This window comes from Vibrio sp., assembly GCF_984391705.1.
Genome location: NZ_CFHWOM010000001.1, coordinates 452,141 through 473,428, shown reverse-complemented (window position 1 = coordinate 473,428; position 21,288 = coordinate 452,141). Strand labels below are relative to the sequence as shown.

General features: G+C 43.4%; 21 protein-coding genes and 1 tRNA gene. 5 read left to right on the top strand and 17 right to left on the bottom strand.

Annotation, left to right across the window (positions count from 1 at the left end; genetic code table 11):
* Positions 1 to 15: 15 nt before the first annotated feature.
* From AC4MRV_RS02250 to AC4MRV_RS02235, 4 genes are all read right to left on the bottom strand, one after another.
* Positions 16 to 636 carry a hypothetical protein gene (locus tag AC4MRV_RS02250; RefSeq protein ID WP_491185781.1) on the bottom strand — a complete coding sequence of 207 codons (621 nt, stop codon included), beginning with the start codon at positions 634 to 636 and terminating at the stop codon, positions 16 to 18.
* 280 nt (positions 637 to 916) lie between these two features.
* Positions 917 to 1,336: a VOC family protein gene (locus AC4MRV_RS02245; RefSeq protein WP_491185780.1), complete on the bottom strand. Its 420-nt coding sequence runs from the start codon at positions 1,334 to 1,336 to the stop codon at positions 917 to 919.
* A gap of 151 nt (positions 1,337 to 1,487) precedes the next feature.
* Positions 1,488 to 2,219, bottom strand: a complete 732-nt coding sequence (locus AC4MRV_RS02240; protein ID WP_491185805.1) for a substrate-binding periplasmic protein — start codon at positions 2,217 to 2,219, stop codon at positions 1,488 to 1,490.
* A gap of 222 nt (positions 2,220 to 2,441) precedes the next feature.
* Positions 2,442 to 2,532: transfer RNA gene (locus AC4MRV_RS02235), tRNA-Ser, on the bottom strand.
* Between the two features lie 316 nt (positions 2,533 to 2,848).
* Here AC4MRV_RS02235 and AC4MRV_RS02230 point away from each other — a divergent pair.
* Positions 2,849 to 3,550, top strand: coding sequence for a MaoC family dehydratase (locus AC4MRV_RS02230; RefSeq protein WP_491185779.1), 702 nt, complete (start codon positions 2,849 to 2,851; stop codon positions 3,548 to 3,550).
* A 70-nt stretch (positions 3,551 to 3,620) separates the two neighbouring features.
* Here the strand turns inward: AC4MRV_RS02230 and AC4MRV_RS02225 are convergent, their stop codons facing one another.
* A complete protein-coding gene (locus AC4MRV_RS02225; protein ID WP_491185778.1) occupies positions 3,621 to 4,196 on the bottom strand; it encodes an aldolase/citrate lyase/malate synthase family protein in 576 nt (191 codons plus the stop codon).
* A gap of 175 nt (positions 4,197 to 4,371) precedes the next feature.
* Here AC4MRV_RS02225 and AC4MRV_RS02220 point away from each other — a divergent pair, with 175 nt between their 5' ends.
* Positions 4,372 to 5,898: a DUF3612 domain-containing protein gene (locus tag AC4MRV_RS02220; protein ID WP_491185804.1), complete on the top strand. Its 1,527-nt coding sequence runs from the start codon at positions 4,372 to 4,374 to the stop codon at positions 5,896 to 5,898.
* A gap of 279 nt (positions 5,899 to 6,177) precedes the next feature.
* Here the strand turns inward: AC4MRV_RS02220 and gntR are convergent, their stop codons facing one another.
* From gntR to AC4MRV_RS02180, 8 genes are all read right to left on the bottom strand, one after another.
* On the bottom strand, positions 6,178 to 7,179 hold the full coding sequence (gntR, locus tag AC4MRV_RS02215) for a gluconate operon transcriptional repressor GntR (protein WP_491185777.1): 1,002 nt from the start codon (positions 7,177 to 7,179) through the stop codon (positions 6,178 to 6,180).
* A 116-nt stretch (positions 7,180 to 7,295) separates the two neighbouring features.
* Positions 7,296 to 8,789, bottom strand: coding sequence for an NADP-dependent phosphogluconate dehydrogenase (gnd, locus tag AC4MRV_RS02210; protein ID WP_491185776.1), 1,494 nt, complete (start codon positions 8,787 to 8,789; stop codon positions 7,296 to 7,298).
* Positions 8,786 to 9,295: a gluconokinase gene (locus AC4MRV_RS02205; protein WP_491185775.1), complete on the bottom strand. Its 510-nt coding sequence runs from the start codon at positions 9,293 to 9,295 to the stop codon at positions 8,786 to 8,788. Before AC4MRV_RS02205 ends, gnd begins: the two co-directional genes overlap by 4 nt.
* An 85-nt stretch (positions 9,296 to 9,380) precedes the next feature.
* Positions 9,381 to 10,703 carry a TRAP transporter large permease gene (locus AC4MRV_RS02200; RefSeq protein ID WP_491185774.1) on the bottom strand — a complete coding sequence of 441 codons (1,323 nt, stop codon included), beginning with the start codon at positions 10,701 to 10,703 and terminating at the stop codon, positions 9,381 to 9,383.
* Complete coding sequence (locus AC4MRV_RS02195) at positions 10,696 to 11,253, bottom strand: TRAP transporter small permease subunit (RefSeq protein ID WP_491185773.1); 558 nt, start codon at positions 11,251 to 11,253, stop codon at positions 10,696 to 10,698. The genes AC4MRV_RS02200 and AC4MRV_RS02195 overlap by 8 nt, the downstream gene beginning before the upstream one ends.
* Positions 11,254 to 11,323: 70 nt before the next feature.
* A complete protein-coding gene (locus tag AC4MRV_RS02190; protein ID WP_491185772.1) occupies positions 11,324 to 12,340 on the bottom strand; it encodes a TRAP transporter substrate-binding protein in 1,017 nt (338 codons plus the stop codon).
* Positions 12,341 to 12,585: 245 nt separating this feature from the next.
* Positions 12,586 to 13,020: an Mpo1 family 2-hydroxy fatty acid dioxygenase gene (locus AC4MRV_RS02185; protein ID WP_491185771.1), complete on the bottom strand. Its 435-nt coding sequence runs from the start codon at positions 13,018 to 13,020 to the stop codon at positions 12,586 to 12,588.
* Positions 13,021 to 13,089: 69 nt separating this feature from the next.
* Complete coding sequence (locus AC4MRV_RS02180) at positions 13,090 to 14,454, bottom strand: diguanylate cyclase (protein ID WP_491185770.1); 1,365 nt, start codon at positions 14,452 to 14,454, stop codon at positions 13,090 to 13,092.
* A gap of 391 nt (positions 14,455 to 14,845) precedes the next feature.
* On the opposite strand from AC4MRV_RS02180, the gene AC4MRV_RS02175 reads away from it, so the two are divergent.
* Both AC4MRV_RS02175 and AC4MRV_RS02170 read left to right on the top strand, forming a co-directional pair.
* Entirely contained in the window at positions 14,846 to 15,907 is a 1,062-nt protein-coding gene (locus AC4MRV_RS02175; RefSeq protein WP_491185769.1) for a DUF3541 domain-containing protein, read from the top strand.
* A gap of 345 nt (positions 15,908 to 16,252) precedes the next feature.
* Positions 16,253 to 17,398, top strand: a complete 1,146-nt coding sequence (locus AC4MRV_RS02170) for a GGDEF domain-containing protein (protein ID WP_491185768.1) — start codon at positions 16,253 to 16,255, stop codon at positions 17,396 to 17,398.
* On the opposite strand, the gene AC4MRV_RS02165 is transcribed toward AC4MRV_RS02170, so the two are convergent.
* The gene (locus AC4MRV_RS02165; protein WP_491185767.1) at positions 17,395 to 17,673 is read right to left on the bottom strand and encodes a hypothetical protein; all 279 of its coding nucleotides are present in this window, start codon (positions 17,671 to 17,673) and stop codon (positions 17,395 to 17,397) included. The genes AC4MRV_RS02170 and AC4MRV_RS02165 overlap by 4 nt on opposite strands.
* A gap of 359 nt (positions 17,674 to 18,032) precedes the next feature.
* On the bottom strand, positions 18,033 to 18,314 hold the full coding sequence (gene ppnP / locus AC4MRV_RS02160) for a pyrimidine/purine nucleoside phosphorylase (protein ID WP_491185766.1): 282 nt from the start codon (positions 18,312 to 18,314) through the stop codon (positions 18,033 to 18,035).
* 376 nt (positions 18,315 to 18,690) lie between these two features.
* Between ppnP and AC4MRV_RS02155 the strand changes: the two genes are divergently transcribed.
* Positions 18,691 to 19,131 carry a DUF2850 domain-containing protein gene (locus tag AC4MRV_RS02155; RefSeq protein WP_491185765.1) on the top strand — a complete coding sequence of 147 codons (441 nt, stop codon included), beginning with the start codon at positions 18,691 to 18,693 and terminating at the stop codon, positions 19,129 to 19,131.
* An 18-nt stretch (positions 19,132 to 19,149) separates the two neighbouring features.
* Here the strand turns inward: AC4MRV_RS02155 and AC4MRV_RS02150 are convergent, their stop codons facing one another.
* Positions 19,150 to 20,517 carry a TrkH family potassium uptake protein gene (locus tag AC4MRV_RS02150; protein WP_491185764.1) on the bottom strand — a complete coding sequence of 456 codons (1,368 nt, stop codon included), beginning with the start codon at positions 20,515 to 20,517 and terminating at the stop codon, positions 19,150 to 19,152.
* Positions 20,514 to 21,176 (bottom strand): potassium channel family protein, encoded by a 663-nt coding sequence (locus AC4MRV_RS02145; RefSeq protein WP_491185763.1) that lies wholly within the window; start codon positions 21,174 to 21,176, stop codon positions 20,514 to 20,516. Before AC4MRV_RS02145 ends, AC4MRV_RS02150 begins: the two co-directional genes overlap by 4 nt.
* Positions 21,177 to 21,288 lie beyond the last annotated feature (112 nt).

Below are 21,288 nucleotides of genomic sequence, written 5' to 3'. Positions count from 1 at the left end.
AGTTCGCCTTTTTTATTACTTCAATACCGCTCTTAATTCAGGGTCTGCAAAAATCTTCTCGAAGCGAGCTTTGTAAATAAGCATCATTTCATTCATGATCGCCCCACTATCAGGAATATCGTTCTCACCAGCAAACTTCTTGGTCACAACCTTCTCACCAGTTTTATCCGAAGCAATCACGTCGACGTCATACCAAGAGGAATCTGAGAAGGCATGGAAATCATACTTCCACTCATTCAATACGAACAAGATAGACGGCTTTCCATCTTTATTAAGCTTTGACACTATGTCGCTAAATTGAGTGTTTATTGTCGTTGGGTATTGTTCGACTTCAACACCTTTCTGTTTCATTCCATGCTCTAAACGCTTGCCTAGGTATGTTGCCATTGGCTCACGAGTGACCGTAGAGTGGCTGTAAGGAATACCAATACTACTACGAATAATCCCCTCGAAATCCGCCTGTTTATCTTCATCTAACACATATGGGCGCTGATCCAGTACAGCAAATGAAACTTCAGCAGTCTCATTTGGCATATTCACTTGCGGGGCCGACTCTTCGACTGAAAGTGGGCTAACACAGCCCATTAGATACATGCTGCTAAGTGCAACAATAAGCCATTTCATGTTATGTAACATATCTAACCTTTAACAATGTTGTTTTATTGATTTTCTTACTGCCATTAGCTCTAACCCATTAGGATTAGATGACAGCAACGGCGCGAAAGATAACAACTGATTATGATTTATGAAACTAGTATTTATAAAATGAGTGACTCATGCATAAAAAGATGAGTTTTTGTACAGAAATAAAACTCATAGATAAGAATAAAAAATTCAATAGCTTGCGCTATCAATAATTAACAATGAGATAGAAGATAAGCGCAGAGTATCACTATGGAACTCTGCGCTAAGGTGTTCAGCTTGAAAGGTTGCGTAGCTTTGGATCATCCGTCAAGTATTCAACAAACTCAATTTCAAAGCCGGCTGGGTCGACAAAATAGATGTTCTTTCGGTACGGCTCTTCAGCACCAGGTTTCGCTATCGAATAACCTGCATTTTCCAGTCTACTGATCACCGCATCGATATTGTTCGTCACATAGGCAAAATGAGCGAGGCCTACTTGATGACCTGGTAAATAGCGATTTTCTCCCTCTCCATGATCACTCAATGCGATGTACTGATATTCATCACCAAAATGCAGCCAGTTTCTCCGTTTCCCACTCCACTCTCCTTTACCCTCATCTCGCACGTACCAATGCGGAAATGCTGCTTGGTAAAACTTTAGCATTTCTGGGATATCTTTAACGACCAAATTTACATGCTCTAACTGAATCATATTGTTCTCCTTGTCATAATTCCTAGTCAACGGAGAACATGCTAATACCTCAAGTTAGGTTGAGGTAAAGGGTTAATTTAACATTTTTCTAAATTTCTTAGTTCAGAAAAGAGCACACAGTTTTTTAACCACTGATCTCAGGAAATGGCGTTTACTCGTATTTCTCTAAGATAGTATTGATACGACCAGAACTTTGTAACGCCCTAAGTCCGGCATTAAACGCAGATAAAATGATTTTTTTCTTTGGGTGGTCACGGCTAATGGCAATATAAAGAGGATTTTCTGATAAAGGCTCATCGATAAGCGAAAAATCATTGATATCTAAATCGTTGCGCTTTAAGAACCAAAGGAAAAAGGCTCTGTCCGCGACCAAAGCATCGATTCGCCCAACTCTTAGTTTTTTAACGTTAGTAGCCAGATCGTCAGCATCCATCCTATCAAAATCGTCCGAACTCAAGAATGCGTCATCATAGGCGTAGCCACGCAGCACACCAACTCTCTTACCTGCAAGACTTTCTAGACCAGTGTACCGAAATGAATGTGTATTGAGCGTTACAAATACCAAAGAGTTGATAAGATACGCATCGCTAAAATCGAGATATTCTAATCTGTCACTGCTCTTCCAAACCGTCAGCGCAATATCGTAGCGCTGAGTCATAACCTCTCTCAACGCTCGGCTCCAAGGTTTCTTAGTGTGTTTGATCTCATAACCTTGTTCAGCAAACGCTTCGGAAACAATCTCGTAAGCGATACCTTTTAGCTCACCAGATTCAATAACATAAGGTGGCCATTCGTCTTGTATGCTCCAAACAATCTTCGTTGTGGCTTGAACACTGACTGAAAATAGATACGTGAGCAACAAACAAATCAGTCTGACAATCATCACACGACCTCACTCAATACGCTGTGTATAAGTGTAGTCAAAAAACTGAGTCAGGCGGGGGAGCATCTATCCAAAAATAGCGACGCTAAATAAGGGAGGGACTCGACAGATCAATACTCTAACTTATAAGAGAGTAAAGCCTAGCGATAATCGAGTTAGTTGGGTTGTTTGAAGCGGATACGAAAAAAGCCGCTAATTTCTTAGCGGCTTTTTTACTGAATGTGGCGGAGAGATAGGGATTTGAACCCTAGATACGCTATTAACGTATGCCGGTTTTCAAGACCGGTGCTTTCAACCACTCAGCCATCTCTCCGTTGCGGGATGTATATTAGTTTTTGGCATGAGTCTTGTAAAGCATTAATTTACATTGCTTTGTTCAAGTGGCGACATTTCAAACACTCACTTAAACTAAAATCAGCAGTTCAGCCAAATCGAGATAACAAAATCTTGGGCAATAACTCTACTGATGAGTTTGCAATAAAATAGTGTTTTATTTATAACCACTTGAATAAAAAGAACAAAACAACTTTCAAGCAACAGATGTACGCTCGAAAGTAATTGCACAATATTGTGAAGTAATTCAAAATTACGAAGTTAATCGTACCTAATGGTCTATTTCAGAGGTTTTTATGAAAGTCGCTGACTTGTTTAAACATCGTGGTGAATCACATTCAAAACATCATTCCGAGTTCATGCAGTGGATGTCTCCAGCTGTGCGTGAGTACTGGGGGGAATTTTTGAACAAGGCAAATAATCGCCACCTGTTTACACGTCTCCGTGATCTTCAACAACCAGCTGTGAACGACGAACTTCAAGCTCACGAGCAACCAACCGTTGTTGAGCCTAAAGCGATTGAACTAAAACCAGAAGCTCAGGTTTTGTTTGATGAGTTACAACAGAAGCTAGGCCAAGTGATTCACACTGGTGAATGGCTAGATGTATCTCAAGAGCGAATTAATCAATTTGGTACCGTTACTGAAGATATGCAATGGATCCACACCGATCCTGAGCGTGCGGCAGCGGAATCACCATTTAAGACAACGATCGCTCATGGATTTTTGACTCTGGCACTACTACCTAAGCTGACAGATAGTGTTGATCCTGAACACAATCTATTCCCAACAGCAAAAATGGTGGTGAATATTGGTTTAAACCAAGTACGCTTTCCTTACCCAGTAAAATCCGATAACCGTATTCGCGCAGTAAGTACACTTTCAAAAGTGACACCAATACGTAAGGGTCTAGAGATTGAACGTGAGATCAAAGTAGAAATTGAAGGCGTTCGCCGTCCAGGTGCTGTTGTTACATCCGTTATTCAGCTCCACTTCTAACAAGCGAGCCAAAACAGATTACAAAAAAGGATACGCATGCGTATCCTTTTTCGTTTTCTTGGGCTTGGTTTTACTTGTTCATTGTGTAGCAACACTCTAAATCGTAATCTTCCCCACTCTTCGCCGTGTATGCTTTTGTTTCTGTACACGCTTTTGGTTTACCTTTCTCATCACCTCTTACTAGGCTAATCCAGTGGCGCATCGCGGAAATCTCGGAGCTCTCCTGAGGGAACATAGTGCACGTTTCTAGCTGAATATCATCGATACAAATCAGCTCAACACACCCCGTACCTTTATTGCGACCAAACGTCAGCTCAACATGGCTACCAGTGCCGTCACGGAAAAGAATAGAAGTTGGTTCCTCTTTCTCGCCACTGTAGGCAACAAACTGTTTATTACTTTTTAAACCGCTGTGGGTGCCATCTTTGAAATAAGCAACAAGGTGGCGGTAATCAACCATGTACGCCGTCACTTCTTGGTGAGAGCCGTTCTCTAGTGGGAACATACGGTCTAGTAGCTGTTTCGCCTTGGTTTGTTTTTCTGAAGATTGCTTCGAGTTAGTTTTTTCTACCGCGAAGACTGCTTCAGCGATAAATGGTTGTTCTTGTTTTTGGATTTCTGTTTTATCGAAAGTAAGCATGTTCATAGTGTTTCCCTCGCGGACGGTTATTTCAAAGTAATGGCACATCTTTATGTCCTAGAGCAAAGATTTCAAACTTACGTTTAGTTGTTTTAAGTTTTGTGACTTTGCTTACTTTCTATACTAGTGATTTTTTGACTACAATTTCACAACAAAAATTTTACAATGTGAATTTTACAAAATTATGCTGTCGAAAAGTCTTATACGTCAGTCCCATTTTTTAGGGACCAAGATTAGAAATCTTAGAAAACGCAATCACTTAACCATGGAAGATCTCTCTGCAAGGTGTATTCGCGTCAACCCTGAGTACGCACCATCGGTTTCCTACTTATCAATGATTGAGCGAGGGAAACGTGTGCCGAGTATCGATATGCTCGAGGTGATTGCGGAAGTCTTTCAAAAAGATCCCGCATGGTTTTTGGATGATGAACCAGAACAAACAGACATCACTCCCGACAAAGGAAACCGCGGTGGCATTAGTGGGATGGCATTGGAGCCGAGCTTTCTTTTCTCCAATGATATTCTGCAAATTGCCATTCCGGAGATGCTCTCCCAAACCGGGATCACTGGACGTCAGTTTGCCCATCTCTTGATCCGAGCACATCAAGAAAGCAACCAAAATCACTTTCCTGATCTTGAGCGCGCAGCAGAAGAAATTGGACTTAAGCGCCTTAATCTATCCGCTGAAGATCTCATGGATATCGCCCGTAGTATGGGGTTAACCATTCGCTGGACGTCTCGCCCACCGCAAGACATTGTCGATGAGTTAGGGGTCAGCGCTAAACAAGTAGTGACGTCTTTTTTTGAACCACCTGGTTTTATTTACTTGAACGAAATCCTTAAGGAATATCCGACTCGCCTTAAATACGATCTCGCCGTCTATCTAGGTCATTGCGTATTGCACAACAAGGAGGGGTTAAAGAGTGTCCTATCCGTTGGGCATGCCAATAGTTGGGAAGACAACAGCCAGCAAATTAATCCGACGTCTGAGCTAAACTCACAAGATATCTTGCAGGCATGGCGGGATTTTGAATCAAGCTTTTTTGCTGGTGCACTACTGTGCCCGAAAGTACCTTTCCGCCAGCTATTGGATAGAAATGGTTACGAGATTGACGTTCACTCGAAAGCAGGCGTTTCGCCTTCGGTTGCAATGCGCCGAATGACGGTTGTTTCCCCATACCCGCATTGGCATTATTTCGATGCTTATGGTCAGAACAAACTCAAAGCGGTGTATCGTGGAAATGGCATTCCTCTCCCCTGGGGGAACATGCGTCAAGTCAACGACCCATGTCAGCATTGGGCTGTATTTCGACGCCTTTCTGAGCCACAAACCGGAAGCTCTGCCCAAATTTCAATTTTGAATGTCGGTGATGAGCCTCGAATCTACTGCTGTGAGTCCATTAATATGACGGATCCTGCGGGCAACAATCGCGTGCTATGCGCTGGTATCGACCTTAACCCTGCAATTGATGCTCAAGGAGGAGATTCTCGTAATATCGCTGAAGAGTTAAAAAGTTTGTGTGTGGGTAATGGTGGTTCGGCTGCAATCCCACGTCATATACAAAAAGAGTTCACGACGATCGCTAAAATTCTCAACATAAACTGGATTGAGAGAGGGATTCAAAGTGATGCACGAGTAATTTGTTCACGCGGAGCCGTATGTCCAAGGAAGCCAAGCTGCTATAACGGATGCCAAGACGCAAATTAACAGTGTGATAAAAGAAAAAAAGCCAATCACAATAATCGTGATTGGCTATATATGATTGTGAACAAATTTCGGTTCACTAACAACGTCAGTTGGCTAGGTGACCCTCGGCTTAATAAGGGTCATTTAATATAAAGCAGAAAGCGTGCCAACTTTTTCTATCAATAAAAACCGTTGATTATGTTCATTTTATAATCTGTTTCTTAAAAACAATGCGCATAAGCCTATACCAAATTGCAAAACTTTGCATTTTGCAAAAATTACACATTCCCACATTGCAAATTAGATACTTTCCCCTAACTCGATTCGATACCCTAAGTCTATGGTTGGCTGCCAATCGGTTTTCCCTTTGAGCCTTTCAATTAACTGAGTCGCCGCTACGTAGCCTATCTCTTCACGAGGTGTCACTACGGTAGCTAATTTAGGGATCATAGTCTGACTGATGTCATGACCGTGGAAGCCAGTAATTGCCATCTCTTCTGGCACTTTTATCCCACGTCTTTGACATTCGTAGACCGCACCAATCGCTAAATCATCATTGGTACATACTATTCCATCCACTTGAGGGTGCGCTTCCACCAGCTGAGCCAATAGCTGAGCACCGAGTGTAAATGAAGAGGCTTCTTCTGTTTGTAACGTCACGACCTCATTGCCTGCTTCTGCCATAGCCTGCTGGTAACCTTCCATCTTAAGACGTGTGCGTTCATCCATACGGGCCGCAAAATAGGCAATGTTATTGCGCCCTTTCGCAATGATCGCTTCTGTCATCGCTTTGGATGCTTTAGCGTTATCAAACCCTACCGCTTGTTCAATTTTGTCTGAGAAAGTATCCATGATTTCAATCACTGGTATCGAAGCGGTTTGCAGCATCTTACGTGCTTTCTCGGTGTGAACATTTTCCGACAAGATGATTGCATCGACATTATATGAAAGCAGTGAAGCGATACTTTTCTCTTCCAACTCTTCACTATAGCCATAGTGGGCAATCATAGTTTGGTAACCCGCAGGCGTTGTCACGGATTCAATTCCGCGAATCACCTCGGCAAAAACCTGGTTGGTTAACGACGGAACCAGCACACCAATCGCATTGGATTTAGCGTTGGACAATATGTCCGGAGCTCGGTTAGGGATATAGCCCAGATCTTCAACGGCTTGGTTAATTTTATCTTTCAGTGATTCAGAGACTTGAGAAGGATCGCGCAAGCAGCGGCTTACGGTCATTTTTGTTACGCCTACTCGGTCAGCGATGTCTTGTAATGTGGGTCTTTTTTTCTTATTGGCCATGACAGAGTCTATCAACTTCTTACTGATGTTACTGGTAACATGATACCTGTGAATGAATTATTTTTTGTTGTCACAGATAACAAAAAAGCGCTCACATTACTGTGAACGCTTTATTTCTATACGCTGATTTGAGTTCGTTCGTCAGCGCTCCACGTTAAGTGGTATTTGTTTGCTTCGTCCTCATCAATACGAGAGTAGCTGTGAGCACCAAAGTAATCTCGCTGTGCTTGGAGCAAGTTTGCTGGTAGCACCTCGCATCGCAGAGAGTCAAAGTAGCTAAGCGCAGAGCTAATCGCTGGCATAGGAACACCAGTAAGCGCCGAGTTTGCTACCGTTGCTCGCCAACCGAATGAGCGATTATGCACTTCTTCAACGAAACGTTGAGCAAACAGCAGGTTTTCGAGTTGAGGGTCAGCTTGATAAGCCGCTGTAATATCTTGCAAGAACACCGCTCGAATAATACAGCCTGCACGCCAGATTTTGGCAATATGTGCAAAATCCAGATCCCACTGCTCTTTAACCGACATGGCTTTCATCAAGTCAAAACCTTGCGCATAAACCGATAACTTGGCGCAATACAGCGCTTCGTGCAGTTCGGCAATCGTCTCTTCATTGTTCATTCCACAGCTTGGCTTCACATGAGTTTTAAGTCGCGAAGCAGCCAGCATTCGAGTTTGTTTCTGACTGCTCTGTGCTCGTGCAAAGACCGCTTGAGCAATCGTTGGCGCTGGCGCACCTTCTTGCAAACTGTTCACTGCAGTCCATAGACCAGTGCCCTTTTGACCCGCTTTATCGAGAACCACTTCAACAAACGGCTTTGATGTAATTGGGTCTGACGTTTGCAAAATCTCTGCGCTGATCTCCATCAAGTAGCTATTCAGAACCCCTTGGTTCCATGCCTCAAACACTTGACCGATTTCTTGCGCTGGCATGTCCAGCACCTCAGACATAAAGTGGTAAACCTCACAGATAAGCTGCATGTCTGCATACTCAATACCGTTGTGAACCATCTTTACGTAATGACCAGCACCAGCAGGGCCTAAATAGGCTGCGCATGGTTCACCTTGTTCAAACTGACCAACAGGCAAACCCTTTTCATCCACTTTTGCGGCGATCGCTTCCCACATTGGCTGAACGTAGTTCCATGCTGCTCTGTCACCACTGGCCATTAATGCCGGACCAGTGCGGGCACCGACTTCACCACCAGAAACGGCTGTTGAGAAGAAGCGCAGTTTGCCTTGGTATTTTTGCTCACGAGCTTCGGTGTCTGTCCAGAGGCTATTGCCGGTATCAATAACAATGTCTTGTTGCTCTAGGCCAGCGTCAAGCAAGTCATCAATGACTGACTCCACGATTGATCCCGCAGGAACAGACAGCGCAATCACACGAGGTTTAACGAGTGATTCCAGTACCTGGCTTAAGTCGGTCGCGTTAACAAACTGCCCCTTACCTGCTTGTTGAATGAGCGCCCCCGCTTCTTGCTCAGCACGCTCTCGGTGAACGTCGCTAATGTCGAAGCCAGTGACATTAAAGCCTTGGTCTAGGAGGTTGAGTGCTAAGCTTTTACCCATTACACCTAAGCCAATCATCGCAATGTTAGACGTACTCATGATGCTGCTTCCTCTTTTTGCTTAATGGCGTTTAATGCATCGCTAATTACTGCTTTTACCTCTTGAGCAATATCGATAAACAAGGCTTCGTCTTGGCTTGGCTCAACCAAGGCATCAAACTGGCTTTGAAGCATCACCTCACCATTGAAATAGTGGTTTTCTCTTGCTTTGTGGCGATTCCAAATGGTGTCAAAGTCACCTTGAAGATAAACAATCACTAGCTCATCGTTGTTGTGGCGCAGAATGTCCCGATATGCAGGCTTCAAAGCTGAGCAAGCAATCACTGCACTGTCGTTGTCGGTATACACTTTATTCAATGTCTCCAGCCAACCGATACGGTCATCATCCGTTAATGGAATACCCTGAGCCATTTTTTCCACGTTTGTTTGTGGGTGGTAGTCATCCCCATCGTGGAAAGGAAGATTAAGAGCGTTAGCAATCTCACTGCCAATCAAGCTTTTTCCGCAGCCTGATACGCCCATTACTAAGATTTTTTTCGCTTTCATTGGACAACACTATCCTTAGCCTCCAACTATCACTGGAGGCTGTCACTATATTCTTTGGTTATTTCGAGTTATCTAAAGTGGAGGTTTATTTCCACCACATCGCTAGCTCAGGGAAGGCAATCACAAGACCAAGAACCAGAACTTGAAGTCCGATAAATGGCAGCAGTGATGTAAAGATTTCACCTAGCGTAATGTCTTTTGGCGCAACCGACTTTAAGTAGAACGCGGCTGGGCCGAACGGTGGAGATAAGAACGACACCTGCATGTTTAGACAGAAGACAACACCGAACCAAATTGGGTCATAACCAAGGCTCATGATGATAGGTACGAAGATTGGCATTGTTAAAAGCGCGACCCCCACCCAGTCAAGGAACATCCCAAGTACCAGTAAGATCACCATCATAATGAGAAGCGTTGCTAGTGGGCTACCGCCACTTAGGCCAAGAATCACTTCTTCTACAAAATCGATACCGCCCATCAGGTTGTAGATACCCACCAACGCACTTGCGCCAATACCGATCCACATGATCATGCCACAGGTACGCATGGTCGCGATGGCACTCTCTTTCAGCATGTTGAAGTTAAGCTCACCTCGAATCGCCGCAGAGATCATGATGCCGACAACACCTAGCGCCGAAGCTTCTGTTACTGAAGCCACGCCAGTGTAAATACTGCCCAGAACCGTCGCTACAGAAAGCAGTGGGAAAAATAGCGCTTTAAAGTAGCTTGGCTGATTAGCCATGTCTTCCGCCATCTCTTCATCACTTGGCAGTGGTGCAAGAGAAGGGTTTAACTTACAACGAATCAGAACGTAGCCGATGTAACAGCCCGCAAGAATAAATGCTGGTAGGAATGACGCTTTGAACAGGTCACCAATGGATACGCTCGCCGTCATACCGTAGATAATCAGTACAATTGACGGAGGCAGCATGGTACCTAACGCACCACCAGCACAGGTGGTACCAATCGCGAGCTTACGGTCATAACCTAGGCGAAGCATTTGTGGAAGAGCCAGAATACCGAGTAGCACGGTTTCACCGCCAATCACACCAGACATCGATGCCAATAGTACTGCAACGAGTAACGTCTGAACCGCTACGCCACCGCGTACTCTGCGCCCTACTGACTTCATCGCATCAAACAAGTCTCTTGCAATACCAGAGCGGTCAAGCAGTGCTGCCATCAATACAAACATCGGAACCGCGAGGAAAACGTATCCTGAAGCAAAGCTATAGGTACGGCTCGCAATCAAAGGTAATGCATCAGGACCAAACCAGAACAGCGTGAAAAAGATAGCAACGAAACCTGTTACGAACGCAAGCTGCATACCGGTGAGTAGCAAGCCGACCATCATAACCAGCATGAGGATACTGCCCCATGCGATGCCAATAGAAGATAAATCAAACATCGTCTTTCTTCCCTAGACCTACAATCTCTTGGATGAGGTGCAATACAAACTGGACAACAAGAACACAAAGACAAACAAAGATGATGCCTTTCAATAAGGCTGGATACGGCGCGTTAAGAACCGAGCCAGAAGTTTCAAGACGAAGGTCACCCCAAGGTGTAAACCAAGATTCTTGAACCATTGAATAAGAGGCGTACGCCAACATACCCGCAAACGCTAAACCCACAACATGGTGAACAAGGTTGAGATATTTTCGAGTTTGAGCGGAAACTGAATCATAGATAAGAACAACTCGAACGTGTTTGTTCGCAGCGAACGCGTAAATACCACCTACGATGAATAGTGAGCCACCAACAAACGAGGCGGTTTCATGTACCCAAGTCGTTGGTGCATCGAAGGCATAACGCATGACGACTTCGTAAAAAGAAATCAGTACCGTAAAGATGAACAACCCACTTAATAGATTACTGATTTTAATAATGGCTCTATCAAGGATGTTTCTTGGTTGCTCTTCTTGCTCTGGAGGCGTGTGGGGAGTGTTATCAGTCATAATTGGGCAATCCTGAAAAAAACAGGAGGGCTTTCGCCCTCCACAGAGAAGCTAAACAAATGCGAGTAGCTTAAAGAAGACCATTCGTCTCTAAGAATGTTGTTACAGAGTCATAAACTTTTTGCGCGTTAGGAGAGCGCTCCGCAAACACCTTCCACTGACCTTTAGCAATCTCACGGAACTTCTTACGCTCTTCGTCAGACCAGTTGTGAATGGTGATTTCTGGGTTAGCTTGCGCCTCTTTCACAGCCGCTTGGTCAGCAATCTTCAGTTGAGTCGTCATGTCGTAAGAGAAGTCACGTACTGAGGTTTGCAGGATTGTTTGCAGATCCGCTGGCATCTTGTCCCACTTCTTCTGTGAGATTGAGATATCAATCAGAGGCAGAGAGTGGAAACCTGGTTGAACTGGGTGAGTAGCGATGTCGTTCATGCCCGCTTTTTGGTTCGTCGAGAATACTGTGTAGTCCGCGGCATCAATAACGCCTTTGCTTAGACCAGTAAACACTTCTGAACCTGGTAGGTTAACCGGCGTAGCACCTGCCGCAGCGAAGACTTGCTGAACCAGACCTTCTGGTGCGCGCAATTTAAGACCTTTTAGATCATCAACACCGTCAATTGGCTTTTTAGAAATAAATGACTCAACCCCCGTTGTTGACGCACCAACAAACTTCACGCCATAAGGAGCGTAAAGCTCAGTCATCAACTCGTTACCACCGCCGTAGTTCATGTATTGCAGCAGTTGGGTTGTTTCTGACCATGCACCAACCATGTTACCGATCAGACCAAACGCTGGATCTTTACCAGAGAAGTAACCCGTCGCAGTGACTTGGCCATCTAGGATACCCATTTTGATTGCGCCCAGTGTTTCAGTGTGTTTTACCACTGCCCCCACTGGCAGAAGGTCAATATCAATTCGACCGTTAGACATAGTCTCTACACGTTCTGCCCAATTTTGCTGAACCTTAAAGTTAAGATCGCCCGATGGATCAGACGATTGAATTTTCAGCGTGAAGTCAGCAGCAAGCGCAGACATCGAGAATAGACCAGTCATTGAAGCAGCAAGTAGAGTTTTCGTCATTGCTTTCATAGTAGGGGTTCCTTTATTCGTTTCAGTTATCCAATCTAGCCGGAATGACTCTTGGTGACCTACCGGTTGTAGTCATTATGTTACCGGTAACGTTAGAAGTCATGTTACCGGTAACAATATGTGTTTTACTATGACAATTGTCACATTTGTCATTTACTACTACTAAGGAATTAGCAAACTTATAAGGAAGTGTGATTTAGAGCACGGGATTTCGCGCAAACGTTAAAATAAGTGCATATTGAGCCTTACTGTTTACGGAACACCCAAATAGGGCCGATAAGCAAGAATTGAAGATCTTCAAAGAATGAGGGCTTTTTCCCTTCTATTTTATGGCCGATAAACTGGAACAGCCACAACACCGCAAACAGGCTAAGTGAGACTAGTAACACTGGCGCTTGCATAAGCTCCAATGACCAAATCAACGAAATACTGGCTAAAGTAAAACCAAGCATCATGATGAAAACGCTCAGCGATAGGCGAAAATAAAACACGAGTACAGGTACGCTTGCAACCCATACCCAATTGAGCCTCAAACCGTATAACTCAATCACGGGGATCGACCAGATCAGTCCCACTACCGAGAGAAAAATACCCGGTACCGCAACTTTATGAATCTTTTGATTAATTGGGTTTTGGTGGCTTTCGCCGTATTCAGATAGCCACTGAGACAATTCTTTCATAGCTGTCACCTTGATGGTAAACATACTATGTCTATAGCACGCTTTGCTAAGATTTGCCCAATGGCTCAACTAGTTAACATGTACTCTTTGTGATTGACGACGCTTTTCTTGATACATACGCGCATCAGCAACCTTCAACATATCTTCCAAAGTCTGAAAGTCCGGGTGATACAGCGCATAACCCACACTAACATGGACATGAATCAGGTGCTGTTCAAAGATGACAGGGCTATGACAGATCGCTTTCTGTAATTCTATGTTTATAACGTCAATATCTTCCGTTCGAGTGATCCTCGGTAACAAGATTAAAAACTCATCACCTCCTATTCGCGCGACGACATCCGACCCTCTTAACATACTCTTGATCCGTTCTGCTGTCGCAACTAAGACTTTGTCTCCCGCTGCATGCCCATAGCTATCGTTAATCGCTTTAAACTTATCAAGATCGATATTAAGTATTGCAAAGCTTTCTTTCACACCATGCTTTTGAGCAGCTTGAAACTGATTCTCAATGGTGTACATAAAGTAACGTCGGTTAGGTAAACGCGTTAACTCATCTTGAAGTGAACGTTTGTTCGCAACGGCATACAATCGATAAATCATACCAAAAGCGATCGCTAGTAATACAAGCATGGGATAGCCAATCAAGCGAACAGCGTGAACACGATACCACTCTCCATTATCCAACAAGTCTCGTTTTGTGCTTGCAGCAATCAGCCAACTGCCATAGGGAAAGTAAACGTGCTCTTGAGCAAACGACTCAACATAAACGTTCTCACTTCCATAAAAGTGTTCTCCGTCACTGCCGCTACTATCAACACCCCGCATTGCCAAATTGTATTTGTGTTCAAACTCCTCGATACCAGCGTCTCGAAACAATGAATCCAAATCAATCACAACACTACATACGCCCCAATAACGACTATTATACGGAGGATCTTCATAGATAGGGACACGAGCTATTAACCCTCGACCTCCCTGCACCAAGTTTACGGGCCCGGCAATGAAAATTTCCTGTACTTCCTGTGCTTTTCTAACCGTACGCCATTGATTAGGGATGGTTTTGTAATCTAGCCCTAACGCTTTTTCATTACCTTCTAGTGGGTAGATATGCCTAATGACATCATCAGGTGCAAGTCCAATGTTCCTTACATGGCTGCTTTTACGCATAATGCTTGAGGCAATAAGACTCCAACCGGAAAACTCAAACTCAGGGTTAGCGGCTACAAGTGCGGAAAGGCCATTCACCACATAGATATCAGAAACAATCGCAGCTTCTAACTCTGATCGTATGATTGAAAGTTCTTCTTTAGCTCGACCCAACAAGCTGTCACGCATAAAATTCTTTTGGCTACGATCTACGAGTTCAACAAATCCGACTGCTAAAAAACTGATTACCAAGACAAACAAATACGCAGACCAATGCCTGCTCATCCGATACTGCATTCTTACCCCGAAATATTGGCAAAATGGCCAGACTATCCTTTTTCTGATAGTTGGCTACACGGACATCATTGTGCACCGCATTAGTTTTTAATATTTTTATCAATATATAAAATCTACATCACTATGATCGTTTTTTCACCAAAAACTACTCAAATAGTCGTAACCCAAAAGAGGAGCCTGTACCAATCTGTGAACTCATCATGCAAAGATGTTCGTCATGGATGTACGATATTTTGCTTGTATCTGACAGCCTCTTTACATCAGTTTGTTCAATGCCTGATAGACTAATCTTTAGTTTGAATTCATCCCTAACGGACCATGCTAAAGCTCGACTGAACTACATCTTAATGTGGGCTTGTTAACTGGAACTGGTAATAAAATGCGTCTACAAGTACTGGCCCTTTGCTTAGGGCTCTCTTTTCTACCAAGTGCCTTTTCTTCTGAGAGTTATGAAGAATCTGCAGATCTCATCAAACAGACCTATGAAAGTCAATTGTATACCTTGCCAGCATTCAAGGAAGGACACTACGGCTTGAGGATGTATCGCCAAACTCTTGATAAAAAATACTCTGCCGCGGTCTGGAGTGATATGGCGCGTGTTGCGAGTCGCTTAAATCGTTTTGCTGCGGAAGTTAATACACCCGAACAGATACTTCTCTATTCGGAGAAACGTATTGCCGGATATCAAGATGATACAGATGAGAGAAGCTTACGTAGATACACTGTCACCAAACACATGCCTGAATACCTTTATCTGGGCGTCGACCTCTTAGGCTCTATGGCTAGAGCAAATGAGTATGGACTCAAACACAAAGAAGATAAGAAGCTACGTCAGGTAATTCGTCGTTACGATTTCAGTAAATACGCGACAGATCCTGAAATGATTAAAGCATGGGCAGCACAACTTGCCAATCAAGTGTTTTGGCTTCGTCAATTAGGTGAACAAGATGTCGTAGACCCTTTTATTCAAGCGTTTAGAGCAGCCTACCCCGACAGCAAAGACAAAAAGCTATCAAAACAACAATACGGCAATAAACTTTATGGTTTAACACATATTGTTTTCGCAGACTCACAATATTATCAGCGCAAAGTGAGCGAAAAGCAGTACCAATGGATATTCGATTACTTTCGTAACAACATCGACACTATTTTGCTGCGCGCAAAAGAAGACATTATTGCAGAAGTCGGTATCAGCTTCCTACTTGCAGGTTTAGATGACGACCCAGTTGTCGAGAAAACTCGTGCAGCAATCCAAAAATCCATTGTCGTTGATCGAGGTATGATCCCATCTGTATCAGGGGAATTTGACTTAGCGTATGGGGAACATCGAAATGTTTTGGCAATCATGCTACTTGATTGGCAGAAGGTAAACATGGCTCCAACTGTTACCGCTCAACCAAAAGTGTTTTCAAACCTGCCTTATGGCCTAGAGAAAAAGTAGTCGATTCATTTTCTGGCTGGAAGTTGTCCAGCCAGATAAACGAGCCAATTATTTGAACTCATTAACAAGAATGTCAAAAAACGTTATACCAATTAATTATAACGACGCATGTATTTTACTTTAAATGGAATACAATCAATAACTTAGCAACGCCAAAAAAACCACATCATCAATTTTTATTCCGAATATACAACAAGTTATTCGTACGCCAAATTACTGCCTCACCTCTCAAGATACCCAAATAAACAACAACTTGCATAATAACCACACCCCCTTTATTGAAGCGAAATCACAATTAAGGCCTAGACTATATGCAAGGAATACCAAATTTAGGACAAGTAGCTGATGGGTAATTTTGTAGGTCGTCACTTAGCAGAGATGGCAGACCTTCGTTCTGTAAGAAAATACAAAGTAGTGCAAATATGTTCAGTGGTGTCTATCTCGATGTTACTGCTTTACGGTTTGTTACACTTGTCCAATGCCAGTACTTTGTTTGCAGCCATCAACCTTACCAGCGCGCTTATCTTAATTATCAACTTGGCATTGATTTGCAAGCATCAAACCACAAGGTTTGGCGATCTTGTTTTAAGCTGGGTCCTGTTGTTTCAGGCAACCATGTTACTTCTATATGGCGTTCATGGGCCAGGAACATTAGTATGGCTGTACCCCATACTCGCAGCTGTGATCTTTTCTAATGAATTTAGAATTGGATTGATTTATAGCCTCGGCTTTACCGCTTTAGCACTGTTTACGGTTTATGGGAACCACGCGACCACTTTAGGGAATCTATCTCCGGATCGATTTATCATCAGTTTATTTGCACTTTGTCTGCTCTGTAATACTTCTTCTTACTACTACGATAAGGCTGTGGGCTATATCCAATCATTGTATAAAGAAGGTATCGAAGACCTTGCCTATTTTGATCGTTTAACCGGACTCGCCAACCGTTGGAGCTTTGAGAATTGGGCCAGCGAGAAGTTAGAAGAAGAACGGAACGCAAATACCATTACAGCGATGATTTTTATCGATATCGATGATTTCAAAACGATAAACGATACCTTCGGACACGACGTCGGTGATCGCGTATTACAGCACTTCTCTCATCGGCTTAAGAATAACATTCGTAATAAAGACCGCAAAACTGACAAGCATGACTACTCCATCGCTCGCTTCGCTGGTGATGAGTTTGTACTGTTGCTGTACGGAGTGAATAGCAAAAATGATTTGGAAAATATCTTAAATCGTGTTCTTCACCTGTTTGAAGACTGCTATCAAGGAAAAGAAAAAGTAGGAAAGGTAGCTGTTAGTTTGGGGGTAGCTTTATTCCCAGAGGACGCGGCGACACTACCAGAACTCACACGATGTGCGGATAAAGCAATGTACTCAGCTAAACATAGCGGCAAAAACAAATTTCACTATTACCGAAAAGACCGAGTCACAACCCTATCTACCCAGAACAACGTGACGCCAATAAGCCACAAGAAAGGCTAGCCACTCATATACATCAACCACAAGCTAAACGCCATTAACACAATCATCCACACCGCGTATCTCACTGTATTAGGTTTGTCTTTTTTAGGTCGGACTATCGGTTTGAATGCAACGTCCTTCGCATCTGCAAGTACCGAAGACCTAGCGGCCATCTTTTCGCGCCTCTTTTGGGCACTGGACGCCACCTGACCAAAGCGATGCAATTGATCTTGTGTTAAGTCTTGACTAGGGTCGTATCGAGTATGATGGTCCTTATGCTTAGGGACAACCGCCATGCGCACCTCCTTAGTTAGAATCCGTCATGATATAAGTATAGCTAAGGTTTGCTGCAATAAACTTGATTAAAGCTTACCGTGTTTTCGGCAAATCCGAATCTAGCTGCTAGCAGCGTCTCAATGAGATAGTGCTGTTTTAAATAGATAGCTAGTTAAACCATGAACTTTAGTCTGCTAAGCAATTCAAATGCCAAATAGTCTAAGCTCATAAAATCAATGAGTTAGAATAGCGCCAACAATAGAATTGATTCTACAGATCCTTCTGGATAGTGGTAATTTCTATAATGACTCCCATTTTGAAAAAAGAAAAACACCGCTGTCTTAGCGGTGTTTGTATTAAATAAGAGATTTAGTGCTGATTATAAGTATTCACATAAATACGCAGTTGTGACAGAAAGTTGCAAATCAAAAGAAGAATCGCCTGCGACATCAAAGGACTCTCCAGACTTGAAAGTACTCCAATCACTATCACCTGCTCGCTTAATCGTCATCTCGCCTTTAACGACAGTCATACGCTCAGGTGCTGCTGTACCAAATGTGTATTCGCCTGCTAGCATCACTCCTACACTTGAGTTGTCATCACCCTGCGTAAACCCTAAAGACTTAACACTTTCTTCAAAGTAACTGTTTACTTTAATCATACATTCCCCATTACGCTTATTTTTAAGTGATTCAATTGAATTAACTTTTTATCTGATTTTGTTATAAGCGGCAATCATTACTCTCTTCAAACGCCTCACACGGTGAGAACTCTCTAACCATAAATCCAGCGCTTGCTATCCAATAATGCTAATAACTGCTCAAGATAACCAATTGAATGCTAGTCTTAATTTAAATGACGATAATTTACTCTTTTTTTTGTGAGCATTTAGTAACGCTTTTAACTGAACAATTTCGTTGCTTTGGGCACAGCATCAAACTTTTATATGTGGCTATTGCTTTAGTAGTCAACATCTTAGAAGCTTGAATTTTCATTCACTTGGCATTGATGCGTACGTTTGGGACAGACAGGTAGTTATGACAAAAGCTCGGATCTTCAAATTGATGTTTTTAGCCATAATTTGCTTCCTAGCAATTGGCTTTTCGTCGTTGATCTACTTTAGCTACAACGATTATGTTCACCCGAAACATGTCTATGGGACATGGATTGAAGTAGGAGCACCACCTTATAGCACTGAAATACTGACCTTAAACGAGCAAGGTGTTTTTCGTAATCATCGCTTGGTATCGACAAGTTTCGAGTTTGATGGAGAAAGGATATTTGTCAAAACAGGAAGCGGCACAACTATCTACCAAATTGCAGGAACCTTCAATTCACCACAGCTTAGACGTTTGCAGCCCAATAGTCCTATACAGCGCTTTATCAAAGAAGGGTACGAAAGCACTATCGATATGGAAGGCGGCGGAGGAGCAAAACAACGTAGGGCCGCGCTGACAGAACATTTTGGTAATAAATAGTCCATCAGCGCGAATAAACTATCCGGTTAACACCATTCCCTGAGGGTGTTTGACTAGCGAAGGCTCTGGGCGAGCTAGCATGTACGCTAAAGTCAAAGGACCAATTCGCCCTATAATCATCACCACAATCATGATGTATTTACCTGGCTCTGATAGCTCTGCCGTTAGACCAGCGGTCAAGCCCACGGTCGCAAAAGCCGAAATCGTCTCAAACATGACTTTGTCAAAACTTGCGCGCTCAGTCAGCATCAACGCAAACATCGCAGCCGTTAAGATTGCACCACTGACGACTATGATAGCGAGTGATTTGGTCACTACTGTCCAATCAACTGTGCGCTTAAACATCACGACATGCTTTTTCTGACGTAAGAATGTCCACGTCGCCACAAAAGCAACCGCAAAAGTCGATACCTTAATACCGCCCCCCGTAGACGTTGAACCTGCACCAATGAGCATCAAGATAATCATTACCAATAACGCTGGCTGGGTATACTGGGCTAAATCAACACTGTTAAAACCAGCTGTTCTCGCACTCGCCGACTGGAAGAAAGCGGCCAGCCATTGGCCTGATGTTTCTAAGTTCGCCATAGTACTTGGGTTGTGGCGCTCTAATAACCAAAACATAATGGTACCAATCGCCAGTAAAGCGGGCGTTGCCACCAGCATAATCTTGGTATGTAACTGAAGATAGCGAAAGCCCTTTTTCCAATTAACGGATAAATCACCAATAACCGTAAAGCCAAGCCCACCAAATATAAACAGACTGGCTAAAGTAAAGATCACAAGTGGATCATCAACAAAGCTCATCATACTATCCGAGAAAAGCGCAAACCCAGCGTTATTGAACGCTGAAATCGAGTGAAATAAGGCGTAAAACAGCCCTGTGGACCACCCCATCTCAGGTACCCAACGAAAGGCGAGAACAACGAAACCCATCGCCTCTGCGATAAACGCAAAGATAATAATTTTCTTGACCAGTTTTCTCAGGTTAACACGTCGATCTTGACCAAGAGCATCTTTTGCTAACGCTTGCTGCTTTAGAGACAAACGCACTCCAAACATATACAAAAGTACGGCTGAGAGTGTCATCTGACCTAGACCGCCAATTTGCATAAGAAACATCAGCAATACCTTACCCGCTAACGTAAAATGCTGGCCGGTATCTACAACGCCTAACCCTGTCACACTGATCGCGGACGTTGCGGTAAAAAGAGCGTCAGTAATTGATAGCCCTGTCACCGAGAAAACCGGCAAGGTAAGCAAGATGGCGGAAGGAATCAGAACACCAAGGAAACTCAGCAGTATAATTCTTGGCTCTGAGCCTTTTTTGTTTCTTTTGTCGTTGTCTAAGGCGTAGAAAAGCCCTTTTTGACTGAAAGGGTTCATAGAGATTTTAATTTCTTCGTAAGCGTATCTTTGGGTCCAACAATGATGATCAAGTCGCCAATTTCTAACGTCTTGTCTAATTGCGGTGCCTTAATCACTTCTGGTCCACGTTTAAAGCCGAGCACCTGCACACCAACCTCCTGGCATAAAGCTAAATCACCTAACGTTTTGCCTAGCAATCGAGCGCCAACCACAATTTCTGTCATTGCGATTCCTGACCCTAACTCTTGAAACTCAAGCACACGTCTGTCCATCATCTTACGAGCAACGCGAATCCCCATATCGCGCTCTGGTAATATGATGTGGTCCGCTCCTATTTTATGCAGAATTTTCGAGTGGAACTTATCATTGGCTTTCACCCAAACGGTTTTTGCGCCCGCTTCTTTGACGACAAGTGTGGTTAGAATACTCGCATTGACATCAGAGCCAATTGCTACCATCACCATATCGTAGTCACTTAATCGCAGCTCAGAAACCGTTTCTTCAATGGTGCAGTTTGCAACCAAGGCTTGGCTGACGAACGCGGCAGCCTCTCTTACTCTATCTTCATTGATATCAATGGCGAGGACTTCTGCGCCGGAGTCCTGTAGCTCTTTACATACCGATAGGCCAAATCGCCCTAACCCTATGACTGCAAACTGTTTATCACTTGCTTTCATCGTTGTACCTTAGCTATTTGCAATAAGAATGAGAAGTGTGCTCCTCGATTATTTACATATCAAATAGATTCAATATTCTTGACATATTTTTAACCTTAAGAAAGAAAATTCC

What these genes read in the sequence shown, in the direction of transcription:
- AC4MRV_RS02250 (WP_491185781.1), bottom strand. Translation starts at nt 636, where the DNA reads ATGTTACATAACATGAAATGGCTTATTGTTGCACTTAGCAGCATGTAT.
- AC4MRV_RS02245 (WP_491185780.1), bottom strand. Translation starts at nt 1,336, where the DNA reads ATGATTCAGTTAGAGCATGTAAATTTGGTCGTTAAAGATATCCCAGAA.
- AC4MRV_RS02240 (WP_491185805.1), bottom strand. Translation starts at nt 2,219, where the DNA reads ATGATTGTCAGACTGATTTGTTTGTTGCTCACGTATCTATTTTCAGTC.
- AC4MRV_RS02230 (WP_491185779.1), top strand. Translation starts at nt 2,849, where the DNA reads ATGAAAGTCGCTGACTTGTTTAAACATCGTGGTGAATCACATTCAAAA.
- AC4MRV_RS02225 (WP_491185778.1), bottom strand. Translation starts at nt 4,196, where the DNA reads ATGAACATGCTTACTTTCGATAAAACAGAAATCCAAAAACAAGAACAA.
- gntR (WP_491185777.1), bottom strand. Translation starts at nt 7,179, where the DNA reads ATGGCCAATAAGAAAAAAAGACCCACATTACAAGACATCGCTGACCGA.
- gnd (WP_491185776.1), bottom strand. Translation starts at nt 8,789, where the DNA reads ATGAGTACGTCTAACATTGCGATGATTGGCTTAGGTGTAATGGGTAAA.
- AC4MRV_RS02205 (WP_491185775.1), bottom strand. Translation starts at nt 9,295, where the DNA reads ATGAAAGCGAAAAAAATCTTAGTAATGGGCGTATCAGGCTGCGGAAAA.
- AC4MRV_RS02200 (WP_491185774.1), bottom strand. Translation starts at nt 10,703, where the DNA reads ATGTTTGATTTATCTTCTATTGGCATCGCATGGGGCAGTATCCTCATG.
- AC4MRV_RS02195 (WP_491185773.1), bottom strand. Translation starts at nt 11,253, where the DNA reads ATGACTGATAACACTCCCCACACGCCTCCAGAGCAAGAAGAGCAACCA.
- AC4MRV_RS02190 (WP_491185772.1), bottom strand. Translation starts at nt 12,340, where the DNA reads ATGAAAGCAATGACGAAAACTCTACTTGCTGCTTCAATGACTGGTCTA.
- AC4MRV_RS02185 (WP_491185771.1), bottom strand. Translation starts at nt 13,020, where the DNA reads ATGAAAGAATTGTCTCAGTGGCTATCTGAATACGGCGAAAGCCACCAA.
- AC4MRV_RS02180 (WP_491185770.1), bottom strand. Translation starts at nt 14,454, where the DNA reads ATGAGCAGGCATTGGTCTGCGTATTTGTTTGTCTTGGTAATCAGTTTT.
- AC4MRV_RS02175 (WP_491185769.1), top strand. Translation starts at nt 14,846, where the DNA reads ATGCGTCTACAAGTACTGGCCCTTTGCTTAGGGCTCTCTTTTCTACCA.
- AC4MRV_RS02170 (WP_491185768.1), top strand. Translation starts at nt 16,253, where the DNA reads ATGGGTAATTTTGTAGGTCGTCACTTAGCAGAGATGGCAGACCTTCGT.
- AC4MRV_RS02165 (WP_491185767.1), bottom strand. Translation starts at nt 17,673, where the DNA reads ATGGCGGTTGTCCCTAAGCATAAGGACCATCATACTCGATACGACCCT.
- ppnP (WP_491185766.1), bottom strand. Translation starts at nt 18,314, where the DNA reads ATGATTAAAGTAAACAGTTACTTTGAAGAAAGTGTTAAGTCTTTAGGG.
- AC4MRV_RS02155 (WP_491185765.1), top strand. Translation starts at nt 18,691, where the DNA reads ATGACAAAAGCTCGGATCTTCAAATTGATGTTTTTAGCCATAATTTGC.
- AC4MRV_RS02150 (WP_491185764.1), bottom strand. Translation starts at nt 20,517, where the DNA reads ATGAACCCTTTCAGTCAAAAAGGGCTTTTCTACGCCTTAGACAACGAC.
- AC4MRV_RS02145 (WP_491185763.1), bottom strand. Translation starts at nt 21,176, where the DNA reads ATGAAAGCAAGTGATAAACAGTTTGCAGTCATAGGGTTAGGGCGATTT.